Source organism: Pseudomonas sp. R43(2017) (assembly GCF_002112345.1).
Lineage (GTDB): Bacteria > Pseudomonadota > Gammaproteobacteria > Pseudomonadales > Pseudomonadaceae > Aquipseudomonas > Aquipseudomonas kribbensis.
Genome location: NZ_NEHJ01000003.1, coordinates 732,413 through 747,111, shown reverse-complemented (window position 1 = coordinate 747,111; position 14,699 = coordinate 732,413). Strand labels below are relative to the sequence as shown.

Here is a 14,699-nt window from a genome sequence, read left to right as displayed (position 1 = left end):
GACTCAACACCGCAGCTTCATCTACGAACCCGGCACCTTCCGCCCATTGGCGATGCTCGACGGCCAAGGCCCGAAACGCGCCTGCCCGTTCTACTACCAACTCGACCACCTCGGCACCCCGCAAGAGCTGACCGACTACAGCGGCGACATCGTCTGGTCAGCCAAGTACGGCGCCTACGGCAAGGTCACCTCGCTGCAGCTCGCGACCGAGGACTACCTCGACCAGCCGCTGCGCTTTCAAGGCCAGTATTTCGATGCGGAAAGCGGGCTGCACTACAACCGGCATCGGTACTACGACCCGGACGTTGGACGGTACCTGACGCCGGATCCGGTGAAGCTGGCGGGTGGGTTGAACCAGTACCGGTACGTGCCGAATCCGACGGGGTGGGTGGATCCGTTAGGGTTGACGTCCAACTGCCCACCGCCGAATAAACCGGGGTGTTCGGTGCCCGATGTTGTCAGTGGTTCAAAGGTATACAAAGGTGAACCACTACCCCCTACCATTTTTTTCGAGGTAGAAGCGAAAACCTTGATACGAACGCATGCAATAGTAGGAAAAGGCTCAACTAAACGAGTAGAAAAGTTAAGACAAGACATGCGAACTGTCGGGTATGACAATGAATTCCCCATCGACGTGGCAGAACACAACGGCAACCTCTATATTTTAGATGGCCACCATCGCGCAGCGGCTGCGCGGCAAACCTCAACTAACGTAACAATAAATTTAGTAACCAACATAAAAGAACATAAAGGAATTCTAAACACTATCGAAGAAGTCTTAGAATCGGCGGCTAACACTGGCCACGACAGATTGGAGCATCACAGAAGAAGATGAGAGAACAAGACAGTACCCTTGAAGATCTAATAACTGATTTTTTATACAAAGTAGATATCGGCACGAAGCTGCTGGAGGAAAATTTTGGCACGCGAAATATTTTGAGGTTATGGCGCTCCAATCAGATACAACGATGCGGAAAAATAACAGATACCGTGGAATACGAACTGCACGGTGTCGGGTGCGCTATCCACTTCCCTACAGAGTCTGTGGATTTCGACTACGGATCAAACAATAGAATCGATGGCTTTGATATTTGGCGTCTCTACATTTACGCCAGTGACAGACCTTTGAAATACAAAAAATACTGCGACAAAAACGAACTAAAAAAAGAATTCAACGAGTATTTGGCGTTAAATAAGATAGAAAAAATGTCTGCTTCGGATAACCTGTACATCCTCAAAAAACCAGAATGATTAGGTCCAGGTGTGAAGTGCCGATACTCACACCTCGGGCTTGCCCAGCAATCACTCATCATCATCAAAATCCTCATACTCAAGCTCCTCCCCCTCACCCTCCCAAAGCGGAACCGTCGCATCATCCATCAACGACCCCGGATCCTCATTCCCCGGATCATTGATAAACGGCAACCCGCTCGGGCCTTTTTCTTCCTTGCCTTCGGTTTCGGGAGTCATGGTGCACCTCGCAAGCTCAGCGTGTAGACGTTCGAAAAGTATGGTCGCTAAACGTTCCGGCGCATTACGCGGGAACACAAAAAACCCGGCACAAGGCCGGGTTTCGGTAGTTCCGCTTGCTCAGCGGTGACGATATTTGTGTTTGTGCTTGTGGCCGCCACCGGAATGCGATTTTCCGCCATCGCCTCCCAGGCTGTTGCCCACTGCCCCACCTGCCGCGCCGCCGAGTCCGGCACCGACAGCCGAGCCGGTAGATCCACCGACGCTGTTGCCCAGCACTGAACCACCCGCCGCGCCAAGACCGCCACCAATCGCGGCCTCCGTACGATTACGCTTGTTCGCTCCGACGGCACTGCCGGCTGCACCGCCAACGCCCGCGCCCACTGCGGCGCCGGTGCTGCCGCCGAGTTGTCCGCCGACTACGTTACCCAGCACACCACCCAGACCACCGCCGACCGCCGCGGAACCATCGCCGGCAGCCATGGCGCCTTGCGCCACAAGCAATCCTAGAACCAACGCAGTTAATGTCGATCGCATACAGACCTCGCAGGTCCCGGATCGGGACGGTACGCCCGGAAGGGGCTATACGGAATTGGAGGCGGATTCCGGAAAAACGTTCAGCAACGAAAAGGCCCGGCATATAGCCGGGCCTTTTCAGACATGCATTCGCAATCAGTGACGCTTGTGGCCCTTGGACAGGTTGCTACCCACCGCGCCACCCGCTGCGCCGCCCAGGCCGGCGCCGATGGTCGCGCCGTTCTTGCCACCCAGGCTGTTGCCGATGATCGAACCGCCTGCCGCGCCAACACCGCCGCCAATGGCCGCTTTGGTGCGAGCACCTTTCTTCGCTGCCAACGCACCGCCAGCCGCACCGGCCAAGCCAGCGCCGATGGCCGCGCCGCTGCTGCCGCCCATTTTCTGGCCGACCACATTACCCAGCGCGCCACCCAGGCCACCACCCAGTGCGGCGGTACCATCACCGGCCATTGCACCTTGAGCGACCAGAAGCCCCAGAACCAGAGCAGGCAGAGTTAAACGCATGACGAAAACCTCAAAAGAAGGAAGAAAAAGGGCGCAGATTGAATGCTGTTGCCGCGGCAATGTCCAGTGCCACAGCGCACTTGGCGCCGATTGGACAGCGATTTCAGAAAAGGTTTTATCGCAGGCAAAAAAAAGCCCGCTGGGGAGACGGGCTGGAGACTTGCTTTCTAACGGATGGCTTCACCCTACGTAGACCGGTGTGAAAAGTTTGTGAAAGAAACCGGACGATTCCGCAATTTTCGTAGGACGCTTCTCTAGAAAATCAGCAATCAAAAACCCCGCTCAATGGCGGGGTTCTGTGGCATCCGGATTACTTCCTGGAACGTGTCGTCACCTTGGGCAGAAATTTCGCTTTCGGCCCCTTGGGTGCTGTCGACTTGATCTTGCCGGTCTGCACCGGATCTTCGCCAAAGCCCGCCTGATACTCGGTCTGGCCGCAGCGCACGCAATTGTTGAATGGAAATTCAGCCCCGTCGTCTTCGATGTACGGATCAGTCATCTCTTCACCCCTTTCAAAAGCGGGCCGATACCGGCAAGACCCTTTTGCCTGAAAAAATATCGACCTCCAAGGCTTTTTAGACTAGCCGGTCATTCCTGGACTTGTGATTCAGATCGCCCGAAGCCCGACGAATGGCCTACAGAAATTAAACACAATGCTCAGACCACTGGTCCTACGGAGCTAAAGATTCCCAACCACAGGCCGTTGCCCTTTTTCCTACGCAATGAATCTCAAGGAGAGAACATGGAAATCAAAGGATTCCCACCGATGCCCGTTGTAAAGCTCACGGACGAGCAGATCGCCGCCGCTAAAGCCGCGGCGGAAAAATTCAAGGAGAAGGTTGCCTCGGGTGAAATCGTCATCAAGCCACTGGACGGACCGAGTCCAGTGCAGCCTGGCAAACCTGGCGTCATCTACCATCCAGACCCGGTTCAGCCTGGCGGTACGCCGATGGTTGCAATCGATACCCCCCTGACCTACGACTCGAAAGGCACTGTCGTACTCAAACCGCAGGGCTGATTCATGGCAGGGAGCCCATTCTGTTGAATGGGCTCACACACGCTAAACCAAAGATCAACGCAACTTGACCGCCGTGCCGGTCGCGAACACTACAACCATGCCGCCCTTTCCCGCCGGCATGCTGATCTCAAAATCCACCCCGACCACCGCATCCGCCTGCAACGCCCGCGCGCGCTCCTTGATCTCGTCGGTCGCCTGAACACGCGCCTCCTTCAGCGCCCGCTCCAGCGTCTGCGAACGCCCACCGAAAAAGTCCCGCATCCCGGCGAACATATCGCGAATCACATTCACGCCCTGCACCGATTCGGCACTGACAATGTCCAGATACGCCGTGATCTGCCGGCCTTCGATGGAGTGGGTGGTGGAAATGATCATGGAAGTCGTCCTTTTACATACAGATAAAACCGCGATTGTACTGCCCCGGCAAAGTGAAGCCGAACCCAACTCTGTGAGCAAAAAAATCCGGACGCCAGAATGCACAAAACCCCTGGTTTCTCTCGAAACCAGGGGTTTTGTTTACATCGAATTTGGCGGTGAAGGAGAGATTCGAACTCTCGATACAGTTTCCTGTATACACACTTTCCAGGCGTGCTCCTTAAGCCACTCGGACACTTCACCGTATCTCTTCAAACATGTTCTGTCTGTCGAGGCGCGCTAATGTAGTCGAAAGCTTTTCTGATGGCAAACTTTTTTTCAGAATTTTCATGCGGTTAAGAGAAAAAGTCGTTTCTGCTGTCGATTGGCCATGGCGATCCGGCCAATCTCGGGTGGGCGCGGCCCTTCTATATAGGCATGCAGGCGTTTGTCGTGGGGCACGTTGCGGCGGATCAGCCGCTCAAGGGTGACCGACGGGTCAGTCACAGTGCTTTACCTGACCGGCGACGGTGGGTAACGTCTGCCCATCTTTCTTATAAGGAATTGCGCCATGAGCGACCTGATTGCCTACCACCTCGAAGACGGTATCGCGACCCTGACCCTGAGCAACGGCAAGGTCAACGCCATTTCCCCGGACGTGATCACGGCGTTCAACGCGGCGCTGGATCAGGCAGTGGCGGATCGTGCAATCGTGATCATCACCGGCCAGCCTGGCATTTTGTCCGGCGGCTACGATTTGAAGGTAATGACCGCCGGCCCTAAAGAAGCCGTGTCCCTGGTGACTGCCGGCTCTACCCTCGCCCGCCGTCTGCTGTCGCACCCGTTCCCGGTGATCGTGGCCTGCCCGGGTCATGCCGTGGCCAAGGGTGCGTTCATTCTGTTGTCTGCCGATTACCGGATCGGTGTCGATGGCCCGTTCAGCATTGGTCTGAACGAAGTGCAGATCGGCATGACCATGCACCACGCCGGCATCGAGCTGGCTCGTGATCGCCTGCGTCGCTCGGCTTTCCACCGCTCGGTTATCAACGGCGAGATGTTCGATCCGCAAAGCGCTGTGGATGCCGGTTTCCTCGACAAGGTGGTTTCTGCCGAAGAACTGCAAGGTGCCGCCCTCGCCGCCGCGCGTCAGTTGAAGAAGATCAACATGACCGCGCACAAGAACACCAAGCTCAAAGTGCGCAAGGCGCTGCTGGAAACCCTGGATAACGCGATCATTCAGGATCAGGAACACCTGGGCTGAATCCTCTTCGCTGCGAAACAGAAAAGCCCGACCGTCGTGTCGGGCTTTTTCTTACGTTCGCGGTTTAAAACTCTTCGGCAGCTCTAGGACGCCTCTGACCGACAAGTCGGAAACATGCGCTTAAACATCGCCCATCTCCTGACTCTATAGCGGCAATTGCCGAAAACAGTGCACATCCGTACACTGCGCCACCTTTTGTCCCGGTGGGCCTGAAAATGCTGTTCGTGTTTCGTATGTTATTGATGGGCCTGCACTTTATGCTGGCGGGTGTGCTCGGGGTGATTCTCGGGCTGTGCCGGCCATTCAATCCGGACAACAGTCGTCTGTGCGCCCGTCTCTATGCCCTGCCGGCGATGTGTATTCTGCGCCTGCGAGTGAAGGCCGACGTCGGTCAGTTGATGAACAAGCCCGACAGTTGCGTGATCATCGCCAACCACCAGTCCAACTATGACCTGTTCGTGTTCGGCAACGTGGTGCCGCGACGTACTGTGTGCATCGGCAAAAAGAGCCTGAAATGGGTTCCGCTGTTCGGGCAACTGTTCTGGCTGGCCGGCAACGTGTTGATCGATCGTGGGAACGCGCACAAAGCGCGCCAGTCGATGCTGACGACCACCGACACCTTGCAGCACAAAGACACCTCGATCTGGGTCTTCCCGGAAGGCACGCGCAACCTGGGCGAAGAACTGCTGCCGTTCAAGAAAGGTGCGTTCCAGATGGCCATCGCCGCCGGTGTACCGATCGTCCCGGTGTGTGTCAGCAGCTACATCAAGCACATGCGCCTGAACCGCTGGCGCAGCGGGAAAATTCTCATACGCTCGCTGCCGGCAATTCCTACCGCCGGCCTGACCATGGACGACATGCCCATGCTCATCAGCCAGTGCCGCGAACAGATGCGCGAGTGCATCGATGCGATGGATCGGCAGCTTCAGGCTGCGTGAAAAAGAAACCCGCCCTGTGCGGGTTTTCTTTTGCCCGGTGAACTGTGCAGATTTCACTGACTCTCAAGCAGCGACACGGCTAAGCTGAAGCCATGCCTCCCCTGCCATCTGCCAAGAAGAAGTGAACCACCACCATGGGTCGAGTTGTTGCTGCTGCGGTTTACAGCGCTGGTAAGAAAGTCACCAATATTTCCCTCGATGAAGGCGCCGCCTGGGCCGCCAAGACCGGGCACTTCGTCTGGATCGGCCTCGAAGAGCCGAACGCCCAGGAGCTGGCCAACCTGCAACGCCAGTTCAACCTGCACGAACTGGCCATCGAGGACGCTCTGGAAAAACACAGCCGTCCGAAACTGGAAACCTTCGGCGACGCGCTGTTCATCGTCACCTACTCCCCCGTTCGCGAACACGGCATCCTGCAGTTCATCGAAACTCATATCTTCGCCGGCAAGGGCTACATCATCACTGCTCGCAATGGCCATTCGGCGTCCTACGCCCATGTCCGCCAGCGCTGTGAGGCGCGGCCGCTGTTGCTGGAGCATGGGGAAGATTTCGTACTGTATGCGCTGCTGGATTTCGTCATCGAAAACTATCAGCCGGTGGGTGAAGCGATCCACGCCGAGATCGATGAACTGGAGCGCAACGTGTTGTGCAGCGCGCTGAATGAATACGACATACAGAAACTTCATGGCCTGCGCCGCGATGTATTGCGCTTGCGTCGGTACGCGGCGCCGATGGTGGAAATCGGCGAAGAGTTGCAGAAGCTGAGCTTCCCCTTCATCGACAAGAACATGCGCCCTTACTTCCGCGATGTGCAGATCCATGTCACGCGGCAGATGGAAGACCTGACCACCCTGGCCGACATTGCGAGCCAGACCATCGAGATCGGTGTACTGCTGGAGGCGTCACGGCAAAGCGTGGTGCAGCGCAAGTTTGCGGCTTGGGCGGCGATTCTGGCGTTCCCGACGGCGGTTGCCGGGATCTACGGGATGAACTTCCAGAACATGCCGGAGCTGAGCTGGCATTACGGCTACTTCGCCGTGCTGGGCTTTATCACCGTGGGTTGCGTGGGGCTGTGGGCGAGCTTCAAGAAATCAGGCTGGCTGTAAGGAAAAAAGCCCCCGTGCAGGACACGGGGGCTTTCGGATTCAAGCGGCGTCTGGCTTGTGCGCCACGAAACGCATCATCCATTCCGCCACCGTAGTGCCGTGGTGATCGCTCTCAAGACTGGCCACGCCCTTGCTGTAGATCTGTTCGCCCAGCGCTTCCTGACGCAAATCCAGCAGCGCCCGCGAGTAGTCGTGAATGAATTCCGGATGCCCCTGGAAGCACAGCACCTGATCGTTGATGTGGTACGCGGCGAACGGGCAGAAATCGCTGGAAGCAATCACCGTGGCGTTCTCCGGCAACGCCGTGACCTGGTCCTGGTGGCTGATCAACAGGGTCAGTTCTTCACGCACCGGGCTCATCCACGGAGCCTTGGCCGCCAGCTTGTAGTTGTGGGTGCCGACGCCCCAGCCCTGGGTCGCACGCTCGCTCTTGCCGCCCAGCAGCAGCGCCAGCAGTTGATGGCCGAAGCACACGCCGAGCAGTTTGTCGCCGCGCTCATAGCGGGTCAGCAGGTATTGCTTGAGGGTCTGAATCCACGGATCGGTGCCGAACGAGTCGGCCTTGCTGCCCGTGATCAGGTACGCATCGAAGGTCAGATCATCACTTGGATAGTCGCCCTGCATCACGTTGTACACCGTGAACTCGGCGGCAATCGGCTGTTGCGAGAACAGGCGCTGGAACATCTGCCCGTATCCCTGATATTCATCGACCAGTTCCGGACGCAGGATGTCGGTTTCCAGAATGCAGATGCGTAGCGACATAAAAAATTCCTGACACGTGATGGGAATAATGCACACCCCAGAGCCTGCCCTGAAACCACCCGGCAAGGCAAGCCCCGGAATGTTTCCCCGACCCGCTAGAACAGCTCGCCGCTGGCCGCCTTTTGCAGCAGCAGCGATGGCGGTGCGAAACGCTCGCCGTACTGTTCAGCCAGGTACTGCGCCCGCGCGACAAAGTCCTTCACGCCATATTGATTGATGAACTGCAACGCGCCCCCCGTCCACGCCGCGAAACCGATGCCGAAGATCGAGCCGACGTTGGCGTCTGCCGTCGAGGTCAGCACACCCTCCTCCACACAGCGCACAGTCTCGATGGCCTGTACGAACAGCAACCGGTCACGCACATCTTTCGGCGAAATCTGCCCGTCGGCTTTCTCGAAACGGGTTTTCAACTCCGGCCACAAGTGTTTCTGACCGCCCGCCGGATACTCGTAAAAACCGCCTCCGGCCGCCTTTCCCGGCCGCTTGTATTCATTGAGCAGCAAGTCAATCACGGCGAACGCCGGGTGCTCAATCAGCGGTTTCCCTTCTGCTTGCAGGTCTTTGGCCGTTTGTTGACGGATATGGCTCATCAGGCTGAGGGAAACTTCGTCGGAGATCGCCAGAGGCCCGATGGGCATGCCGGCCTTGCGCGCCTCAGTCTCGATCATCGGCGCACTGACGCCCTCACCCAGCATGGCAATGCCTTCATTGGTGAACGTGCCGAACACCCGCGAGGTAAAAAAGCCGCGACTGTCATTGACCACAATCGGGGTTTTCTTGATTTGCAGTACGAAATCGAACCCACGTGCGAGGGTTTCGTCGCTGGTTTGCGCGCCTTTGATGATTTCCACCAGCGGCATTTTTTCCACCGGACTGAAGAAGTGCAGGCCGATGAACTTGCTTTGATCCGGCACCGCAGCCGCCAGGCCGGTAATTGGCAAGGTCGAGGTGTTTGAAGCGATCACCGCTTCAGCGCCCACCACCTGTTGCGCCGCTGCCGAGACCTTGGCCTTGAGTTCACGATCCTCAAACACCGCCTCGATGATCAGATCGCAACCCGCCAGATCGGCATCGCTTTCAGTGGTCCGGATACGCGCCAGCACCGCTTCACGCTGCTGGGAAGTCATCTGCCCGCGAGCGACTTTCTTGTCCAGCAACGCCGCCGAATGTGCCTTACCCTTTTCGGCAGCCGCGAGGTTGATGTCCTTGAGCACCACATCGATCCCGGCCGATGCGCTGACATAAGTGATGCCGGCGCCCATCATGCCCGCGCCGAGGACACCCACGCGCTTCGTCACATAAGGTGCAAAACCCTGCGGCCGCGAACCGCCGGCGTTGATTTCGTTGAGCTGGAACCAGAACGTGCCGATCAGGTTTTTCGAGATCTGGCCGGTGGTCAATTCCGTGAAATAACGGGTTTCGACCAGGTGCGCGGTATCGAAATCGACCTGCGCGCCTTCCACCGCCGCACAGAGAATTTTCTCCGGCGCCGGCAACGTGCCCTGAGTCTTGGTGCGCAGGATCGACGGCGCAATTGCCAGCATCTGCGCGACTTTCGGGTTCGACGGCGTGCCGCCGGGAATCTGATAGCCCTTCACGTCCCAACGCTGCACGGCCGCAGGGTTGGCCAGAATCCAGGCCCGGGCCTTGGCCAGCAAATCATCGCGATCCGCCGCCAGCTCATCGATCAAACCCGCCTGCAACGCCTGTTGTGGGCGGACCTTCTTGCCTTCGAGCAGATACGGAAGGGCTTTCTCGATGCCGAGCATGCGCACCATGCGCACCACGCCGCCGCCACCCGGCAACAGACCGAGGGTCACTTCCGGCAGGCCGAGTTGCACCGACGCATCGTCCAGCGCCACGCGGTGGCAGCAGGCCAGGCAGATTTCCCAGCCGCCGCCGAGCGCCGCACCGTTGATCGCCGCGACCACCGGTTTGCCGAGGGTTTCCAGGGTGCGCAACTGGCCCTTGAGGGTCAGCACCATGTCGTAGAAGGCCTTGGCTTCGGGTTTGCCGACCTTGATCAGTTCATTCAGGTCGCCGCCGGCGAAGAAGGTCTTTTTGGCCGACGTAATGATCACCCCGGCGATGTCATCTTTTTCCGCGAGCAGTCGGGAGACGCTTTCGGCCATGGCGTCGCGGTACACCGCGTTCATGGTGTTGGCGCTCTGGCCCGGCATGTCGATGGTCAGGAGGACGATGCCGTCCTGGCCTTTTTCGTAACGAATGGCTTGGGTCATGACAGGTTTCCTTGGAGTCAGAGGCGTTCGATGATGGTGGCGATGCCCATGCCGCCGCCGACGCACAGCGTCGCCAGGCCATAGCGCAGGCGCCGGGCTTCCAGTTCATCGAGCAAGGTGCCGAGAATCGCGCAACCGGTGGCGCCCAGCGGATGCCCCATCGCGATCGAACCGCCATTGACGTTGACCTTTTCGGGATCGACGGCCATGTCCTTGATGAATTTCAGCACCACCGAGGCGAACGCCTCGTTGACTTCGAACAGGTCAATGTCTTCGACCCGCAGCCCGGCCTTGGCCAATGCCTTGCGGGTGGCCGGCGCCGGGCCGGTGAGCATGATGGTCGGATCGGTGCTGGTGACCGCCGTGGCGACAATTCGCGCCCGGGGTTGCAGGCCCAGCTCGCGCCCCTTGGCTTCGGAGCCGATCAGCATCAGCGCCGCACCATCAACGATTCCCGAACTGTTGCCCGGTGTGTGTACATGGTTGATGCGCTCGACATGGCTGTAGACCCGCAGCGCCGTGGCGTCGAAGCCCATCTGGCCGATCATTTCGAAACTCGGTTTGAGTTTGCCCAGGCCTTCGAGAGTCGACTCGGCGCGAATGAACTCATCGTGATCGAGCAGGATGATGCCGTTCTGATCCTGCACCGGTACCAACGATCTGTTGAACGAACCGTCGGCCCGGGCCCGGGCAGCTTTCTGTTGCGAGTGCAGCGCGTAGGCATCGACGTCCTGACGGCTGAAGCCTTCAAGGGTGGCGATCAGGTCGGCGCCGACGCCTTGAGGGGTGAAGTGGCTGTGCAGGTTGGTCTGCGGGTCCAGCGCCCAGGCGCCGCCATCGCTGCCCATCGGTACGCGAGACATGGATTCGACACCACCGACCACCACCAGCTCTTCGAACCCGGAGCGCACTTTCATCGCCCCCAGATTCACCGCTTCCAGCCCCGAGGCGCAGAAGCGGTTGATCTGCACGCCAGCGACACTGACATCCCAATCAGCCACCTGCACAGCGGTCTTGGCGATGTCCGAACCTTGATCGCCAATCGGCGTGACACAACCGAGCACCACGTCATCGACCTGGCTGGTGTCCAGCGCCGTGCGTGCCTGCAGCGCGGTCAGCAACCCGGCCACCAGGTTCACCGGTTTGACGCTGTGCAGCGAACCGTCGGCCTTGCCTCTGCCACGGGGCGTGCGTAATGCGTCGAAAATCAAAGCTTGGGTCATGGCGTTCTCGAACCTGTGCGGTGAGTGAAATTCGTGCCTCCACTCTTGGCCGGGACGGTCACGGATTCAATGACCACAGCGCTCAATGACGTTGACGTGCACGCTCAGACGGACGGTCATTCCCGGCCAGGTTAACCGGTTCAGGTCACCGAGCTGTCTAGCAAAAGGGCGGCAAAGAAGCTGGCAATGGGCCTCATGCCTTTTTAATCGCGTCTGGTAGCAAATACATATGAAATGGATCTAAGCCAAGCGTGACGCGGGCCCTAAGGTGAACATGTACGTCGTTGTCGTCGGGTTTTGCCGAGGCAGGCGTTCTTCAACAGGAAGTGCAGCGCTTGCCGTCATGGATATGCAGGCAGGCATCAGGAAATAACAAAAAAGGCGGTCAAGCCATGTTCAAACAACCGAAAGTTCGTCAAGCAGGGCTCATTCTTTTCGCCACGACGCTGTTGTTGATTTTGCCGAACCTGACCAAGGTCATCGGCTGACTCAAGCGGCAGGTATTGCTCATCGCCACTAACAATGTGACTGGCCCGCTTCCCGGGCCAGCGTGGCTGTGCCAACCTTTGCGCACTTCCACGACATGGACGGCGATCACTTGAAAACGCTCATACTGTTCGGGGCCATGCTGCTGAGCCTGCCCCTGTCTGCCGCGCAGCTGAATCTGGAGCTGGGCGAGAACAGCCGCACCTGGCAGACCGAGGAACTGCTCAAGCATCCTCAGGTGCAAACCCTCACGATCAAGAACGACGTGTCCTACAAGCAGGACATGACTTATCGCGCCGTGCCGATTGCCGCGCTGCTGAGCGGCATCAAACCCGAAGATCACCTGCAAGCCGTAGCGCTGGACGGTTTTGCCGCAGAACTGTCCGCCGCGCCACTACTGAACAACAAAGGCTCACGCGCCTGGCTGGCCATCGAAGACCCGGCCCACCCATGGCCGCCGCTGTCGGAAGGCAAACACAGCGCCGGGCCGTTCTATCTGGTGTGGACCGATCCGCAGGCCGGCAATATCAGCCCGGAACAATGGCCATTCGAAGTCGCCAGCATCAAGCGCATGGCGCCGTTGGCCGAGCGCTTCCCTGCCCTGCTGCCGGATCCTGCGTTGAAGGCCGATGACCCGGTGAACCAGGGTTTTGCGTTGTTCCAGAAGAACTGCCTGGCCTGCCATCGCCTGAATGGTGCGGGGGATGCGCAGTTCGGGCCGGACCTGAATATTCCGTACAACCCGACCGAGTACTTCGGCGCGGACTTCCTCAAGCGCTACATCCGCGATCCGCAGAGCTTGCGTCAGTGGCCGCAGGCGAAGATGCCCGGTTTTTCCGCCGAGGTGTTGCCGGACGCGGATCTGCAGAAGCTGATCGGATATTTGCAGCACATGGCCGGGCGCAAGGTTAAGCCTTGATCACTTAAGCCTTGCAGTGCTCTCACTGGCCTCTTCGCGGGCAAGCCCGCTCCCACAGGATCAGCGCATAACCTGTGGGAGCTGCGGTGCGACGACCCTTGCCAGCGATACGGTATTCCGGTTCTTACTGCTGCTGCACCGAGATGATTGGCGCTGGTGTCGGCGACACCAGCACTTTCGCATGCATCTGCTCTGACCCGCCGCCCCGGCGCATGCCCCGCACCGGGCAGGCGTCGAGGTAATCCAGTCCCACCGCCAGTTTCAGGTGCCGCTCCGGCCGCGCCAGCTCATTGGTCACGTCGAAGCTGTACCAGGCGTCATCGATCCAGGCCTCGGCCCAGGCGTGACTGGCCAGGTGTTCGCAATCCTCGCTGTACAGGTAACCCGACACATACCGCGACGGCACCCCAAGGCTGCGCGCGCAGGCCAGAAACGCGTGAGCGTGGTCCTGGCAAACACCCGCCCGCCCGGCAAACGCCTCGGCAGCGCTGGTGTCGACTTCGGTGGAGCCAGGCTTGTAGGTCATGTGCTGGTTTAAACCGTGCATCAGGTCAATCAATGCGTTGCGGTCCCGTCGTTGTTTGCAGGACTTTTCGGCAAACGCCCGCAGCGCCTCGTCAGCCTCGGTCAGCCGGGTGAAACGCAGGAACGGAAGCGCCGACTGGCTCTCGTGCTCCGCTTCGCGCAATTCGTCGATATCGACCTGCCCCCGAGCGCCGATGATGATCGCTTCGTGGGGCTCGTCCATGGTCAGCACATGCAGGATGTTGCCGAACGGATCAAGCTGAGCCCGTACCGGGCGCGGCAGGTCGAGCTGCCAGCTCAGCACGTGCTGACGCTCGCTGTCGTGGGGGGTCAGGCGCAGATACTGGATGCTCGCCCGCACCTGATCTTCGTAGTGATAGGTGGTCTCGTGGCTGATGGAAAGTCTCATGCGGCCTCCAGGTAGGAACTGTGAATGGCGTTGCCCAGCTGGCGCACCAGCGGGATGAATTCGGTGAGCCAGGCGTGCAGCCCTTCCTCGAGAATCTCTTGAATGCCGGTGTAGCGCAGGCGTGCGTCCATTTCCGCCGCCAGCCGTTGCGCCGGGCGCCCGTTGGCCCCCGGCAGTTGCGCGAGGATCTGGTCGATCTCTTCGGTGCAGGCCCGCAGTGAACGCGGCACGTCGGCGCGCAACAGCAACAACTCGGCGACATGCCGGGCGCCGGGCGCGTCGCGATAGATTTCGGTGTAGGCCTCGAACGAGGACAAAGCGCGCAACAAGGCGCTCCACTGGTAATAGGCGTGGGCGGTGCCGTCGCTGACCGCTTCCGCCTGATCGCCGGCCATTTCGTAGCGGGCGTCGAGCAGGCGCAAGGTGTTGTCGGCCCGTTCGATGAACGTACCCAGGCGAATGAAGCGGAACGCGTCGTTGCGCATGATGGTGCCGTAGGACGCACCACGGAACAGGTGCGAACGCTCCTTGATCCACTCGCAGAATCGGCTCATGCCATAACGGCTGAGGCCCTGATTGGCGATCCCGCGGATCTCCAGCCAGGTGGCGTTGATGTTCTCCCACATGTCGGCGGTGATCCGCCCGCGCACCGCATGGGCGCTGGCTCGCGCAGCACCGAGACAGCTGTAGATGCTCGCGGGGTTGGCCGCATCGAGGGCGAAGAAATGCAGCAAGCGCTCGGCATGCAGCTCGCCGTGGCGTTCCAGGTAATCGTCCAGCGTGCCGGTGATCATCAGCGGCATCGCCAGTTCGTGCAGACCGTCGCCACGGCCGTCCTGCGGCATCAGCGACAGCGAATAGCTGACATCGAGCATGCGGGCGAGGTTTTCCGCCCGCTCCAGGTAACGCGACATCCAGTACAGATCCGAGGCAGTTCTACTTAACAT

At 59.2% G+C, this 14,699-nt stretch carries 18 protein-coding genes and 1 tRNA gene; 7 read left to right on the top strand and 12 right to left on the bottom strand.

What is annotated here, in order from left to right; genetic code table 11:
* Both CAG02_RS11985 and CAG02_RS11980 read left to right on the top strand, forming a co-directional pair.
* A partial coding sequence (locus CAG02_RS11985) for an RHS repeat-associated core domain-containing protein (protein WP_170931585.1) occupies positions 1–835 on the top strand: 835 nt, incomplete at its 5' end.
* The gene (locus tag CAG02_RS11980) at positions 832–1,251 is read left to right on the top strand and encodes a hypothetical protein (RefSeq protein ID WP_085710668.1); all 420 of its coding nucleotides are present in this window, start codon (positions 832–834) and stop codon (positions 1,249–1,251) included. The genes CAG02_RS11985 and CAG02_RS11980, both read left to right, overlap by 4 nt.
* Positions 1,252–1,302: 51 nt before the next feature.
* Here the strand turns inward: CAG02_RS11980 and CAG02_RS29815 are convergent, their stop codons facing one another.
* The 4 genes from CAG02_RS29815 to CAG02_RS11965 form a co-directional block, all read right to left on the bottom strand.
* Entirely contained in the window at positions 1,303–1,470 is a 168-nt protein-coding gene (locus tag CAG02_RS29815) for a hypothetical protein (protein WP_167443766.1), read from the bottom strand.
* Positions 1,471–1,590: 120 nt separating this feature from the next.
* Positions 1,591–2,007: a hypothetical protein gene (locus tag CAG02_RS11975; protein ID WP_085710667.1), complete on the bottom strand. Its 417-nt coding sequence runs from the start codon at positions 2,005–2,007 to the stop codon at positions 1,591–1,593.
* Between the two features lie 135 nt (positions 2,008–2,142).
* Complete coding sequence (locus tag CAG02_RS11970) at positions 2,143–2,511, bottom strand: bacteriocin (RefSeq protein WP_085710666.1); 369 nt, start codon at positions 2,509–2,511, stop codon at positions 2,143–2,145.
* 310 nt (positions 2,512–2,821) lie between these two features.
* The gene (locus CAG02_RS11965; RefSeq protein ID WP_085701198.1) at positions 2,822–3,010 is read right to left on the bottom strand and encodes a hypothetical protein; all 189 of its coding nucleotides are present in this window, start codon (positions 3,008–3,010) and stop codon (positions 2,822–2,824) included.
* A 243-nt stretch (positions 3,011–3,253) separates the two neighbouring features.
* Between CAG02_RS11965 and CAG02_RS11960 the strand changes: the two genes are divergently transcribed.
* Complete coding sequence (locus CAG02_RS11960; RefSeq protein WP_085710665.1) at positions 3,254–3,529, top strand: hypothetical protein; 276 nt, start codon at positions 3,254–3,256, stop codon at positions 3,527–3,529.
* Between the two features lie 54 nt (positions 3,530–3,583).
* On the opposite strand, the gene CAG02_RS11955 is transcribed toward CAG02_RS11960, so the two are convergent.
* The 3 genes from CAG02_RS11955 to CAG02_RS29810 form a co-directional block, all read right to left on the bottom strand.
* Positions 3,584–3,904 (bottom strand): YbjQ family protein, encoded by a 321-nt coding sequence (locus CAG02_RS11955; RefSeq protein ID WP_007959944.1) that lies wholly within the window; start codon positions 3,902–3,904, stop codon positions 3,584–3,586.
* Between the two features lie 153 nt (positions 3,905–4,057).
* Positions 4,058–4,147 (bottom strand) — tRNA-Ser (locus CAG02_RS11950).
* 84 nt (positions 4,148–4,231) lie between these two features.
* On the bottom strand, positions 4,232–4,390 hold the full coding sequence (locus CAG02_RS29810) for a hypothetical protein (RefSeq protein WP_170931584.1): 159 nt from the start codon (positions 4,388–4,390) through the stop codon (positions 4,232–4,234).
* Between the two features lie 64 nt (positions 4,391–4,454).
* On the opposite strand from CAG02_RS29810, the gene CAG02_RS11945 reads away from it, so the two are divergent.
* From CAG02_RS11945 to CAG02_RS11935, 3 genes are all read left to right on the top strand, one after another.
* Positions 4,455–5,144, top strand: a complete 690-nt coding sequence (locus tag CAG02_RS11945) for a crotonase/enoyl-CoA hydratase family protein (RefSeq protein ID WP_085710664.1) — start codon at positions 4,455–4,457, stop codon at positions 5,142–5,144.
* A 215-nt stretch (positions 5,145–5,359) separates the two neighbouring features.
* Positions 5,360–6,082, top strand: coding sequence for a 1-acylglycerol-3-phosphate O-acyltransferase (locus CAG02_RS11940; protein ID WP_085710663.1), 723 nt, complete (start codon positions 5,360–5,362; stop codon positions 6,080–6,082).
* 134 nt (positions 6,083–6,216) lie between these two features.
* Positions 6,217–7,188, top strand: a complete 972-nt coding sequence (locus CAG02_RS11935) for a magnesium and cobalt transport protein CorA (protein WP_085710662.1) — start codon at positions 6,217–6,219, stop codon at positions 7,186–7,188.
* A 39-nt stretch (positions 7,189–7,227) separates the two neighbouring features.
* On the opposite strand, the gene CAG02_RS11930 is transcribed toward CAG02_RS11935, so the two are convergent.
* The 3 genes from CAG02_RS11930 to CAG02_RS11920 all read right to left on the bottom strand — a co-directional run bounded on the left by CAG02_RS11930 (position 7,228) and on the right by CAG02_RS11920 (position 11,413).
* On the bottom strand, positions 7,228–7,950 hold the full coding sequence (locus CAG02_RS11930) for an amidotransferase (RefSeq protein ID WP_085710661.1): 723 nt from the start codon (positions 7,948–7,950) through the stop codon (positions 7,228–7,230).
* Between the two features lie 95 nt (positions 7,951–8,045).
* On the bottom strand, positions 8,046–10,190 hold the full coding sequence (locus tag CAG02_RS11925; protein ID WP_085710660.1) for a 3-hydroxyacyl-CoA dehydrogenase NAD-binding domain-containing protein: 2,145 nt from the start codon (positions 10,188–10,190) through the stop codon (positions 8,046–8,048).
* 17 nt (positions 10,191–10,207) lie between these two features.
* Entirely contained in the window at positions 10,208–11,413 is a 1,206-nt protein-coding gene (locus CAG02_RS11920) for an acetyl-CoA C-acetyltransferase (protein ID WP_085710659.1), read from the bottom strand.
* Positions 11,414–11,996: 583 nt separating this feature from the next.
* Here CAG02_RS11920 and CAG02_RS11915 point away from each other — a divergent pair.
* Positions 11,997–12,818, top strand: a complete 822-nt coding sequence (locus CAG02_RS11915; RefSeq protein ID WP_085710658.1) for a cytochrome c — start codon at positions 11,997–11,999, stop codon at positions 12,816–12,818.
* Between the two features lie 124 nt (positions 12,819–12,942).
* Here the strand turns inward: CAG02_RS11915 and CAG02_RS11910 are convergent, their stop codons facing one another.
* Together CAG02_RS11910 and CAG02_RS11905 are read right to left on the bottom strand one after the other, a co-directional pair.
* Positions 12,943–13,752: a transglutaminase family protein gene (locus CAG02_RS11910; RefSeq protein ID WP_085710657.1), complete on the bottom strand. Its 810-nt coding sequence runs from the start codon at positions 13,750–13,752 to the stop codon at positions 12,943–12,945.
* Positions 13,749–14,699, bottom strand: a complete 951-nt coding sequence (locus CAG02_RS11905) for an alpha-E domain-containing protein (protein ID WP_085710656.1) — start codon at positions 14,697–14,699, stop codon at positions 13,749–13,751. The genes CAG02_RS11910 and CAG02_RS11905 overlap by 4 nt, the downstream gene beginning before the upstream one ends.

Bases quoted from the DNA above. Each gene is read 5' to 3' on its own strand.
- CAG02_RS11905 (WP_085710656.1), bottom strand. From the start codon at position 14,699: ATGTTAAGTAGAACTGCCTCGGATCTGTACTGGATGTCGCGTTACCTG.
- CAG02_RS11925 (WP_085710660.1), bottom strand. From the start codon at position 10,190: ATGACCCAAGCCATTCGTTACGAAAAAGGCCAGGACGGCATCGTCCTC.
- CAG02_RS29815 (WP_167443766.1), bottom strand. From the start codon at position 1,470: ATGACTCCCGAAACCGAAGGCAAGGAAGAAAAAGGCCCGAGCGGGTTG.
- CAG02_RS11975 (WP_085710667.1), bottom strand. From the start codon at position 2,007: ATGCGATCGACATTAACTGCGTTGGTTCTAGGATTGCTTGTGGCGCAA.
- CAG02_RS11965 (WP_085701198.1), bottom strand. From the start codon at position 3,010: ATGACTGATCCGTACATCGAAGACGACGGGGCTGAATTTCCATTCAAC.
- CAG02_RS11920 (WP_085710659.1), bottom strand. From the start codon at position 11,413: ATGACCCAAGCTTTGATTTTCGACGCATTACGCACGCCCCGTGGCAGA.
- CAG02_RS11945 (WP_085710664.1), top strand. From the start codon at position 4,455: ATGAGCGACCTGATTGCCTACCACCTCGAAGACGGTATCGCGACCCTG.
- CAG02_RS11980 (WP_085710668.1), top strand. From the start codon at position 832: ATGAGAGAACAAGACAGTACCCTTGAAGATCTAATAACTGATTTTTTA.
- CAG02_RS11940 (WP_085710663.1), top strand. From the start codon at position 5,360: ATGCTGTTCGTGTTTCGTATGTTATTGATGGGCCTGCACTTTATGCTG.
- CAG02_RS11955 (WP_007959944.1), bottom strand. From the start codon at position 3,904: ATGATCATTTCCACCACCCACTCCATCGAAGGCCGGCAGATCACGGCG.
- CAG02_RS11930 (WP_085710661.1), bottom strand. From the start codon at position 7,950: ATGTCGCTACGCATCTGCATTCTGGAAACCGACATCCTGCGTCCGGAA.
- CAG02_RS11935 (WP_085710662.1), top strand. From the start codon at position 6,217: ATGGGTCGAGTTGTTGCTGCTGCGGTTTACAGCGCTGGTAAGAAAGTC.
- CAG02_RS11960 (WP_085710665.1), top strand. From the start codon at position 3,254: ATGGAAATCAAAGGATTCCCACCGATGCCCGTTGTAAAGCTCACGGAC.
- CAG02_RS11910 (WP_085710657.1), bottom strand. From the start codon at position 13,752: ATGAGACTTTCCATCAGCCACGAGACCACCTATCACTACGAAGATCAG.
- CAG02_RS11970 (WP_085710666.1), bottom strand. From the start codon at position 2,511: ATGCGTTTAACTCTGCCTGCTCTGGTTCTGGGGCTTCTGGTCGCTCAA.
- CAG02_RS11915 (WP_085710658.1), top strand. From the start codon at position 11,997: ATGGACGGCGATCACTTGAAAACGCTCATACTGTTCGGGGCCATGCTG.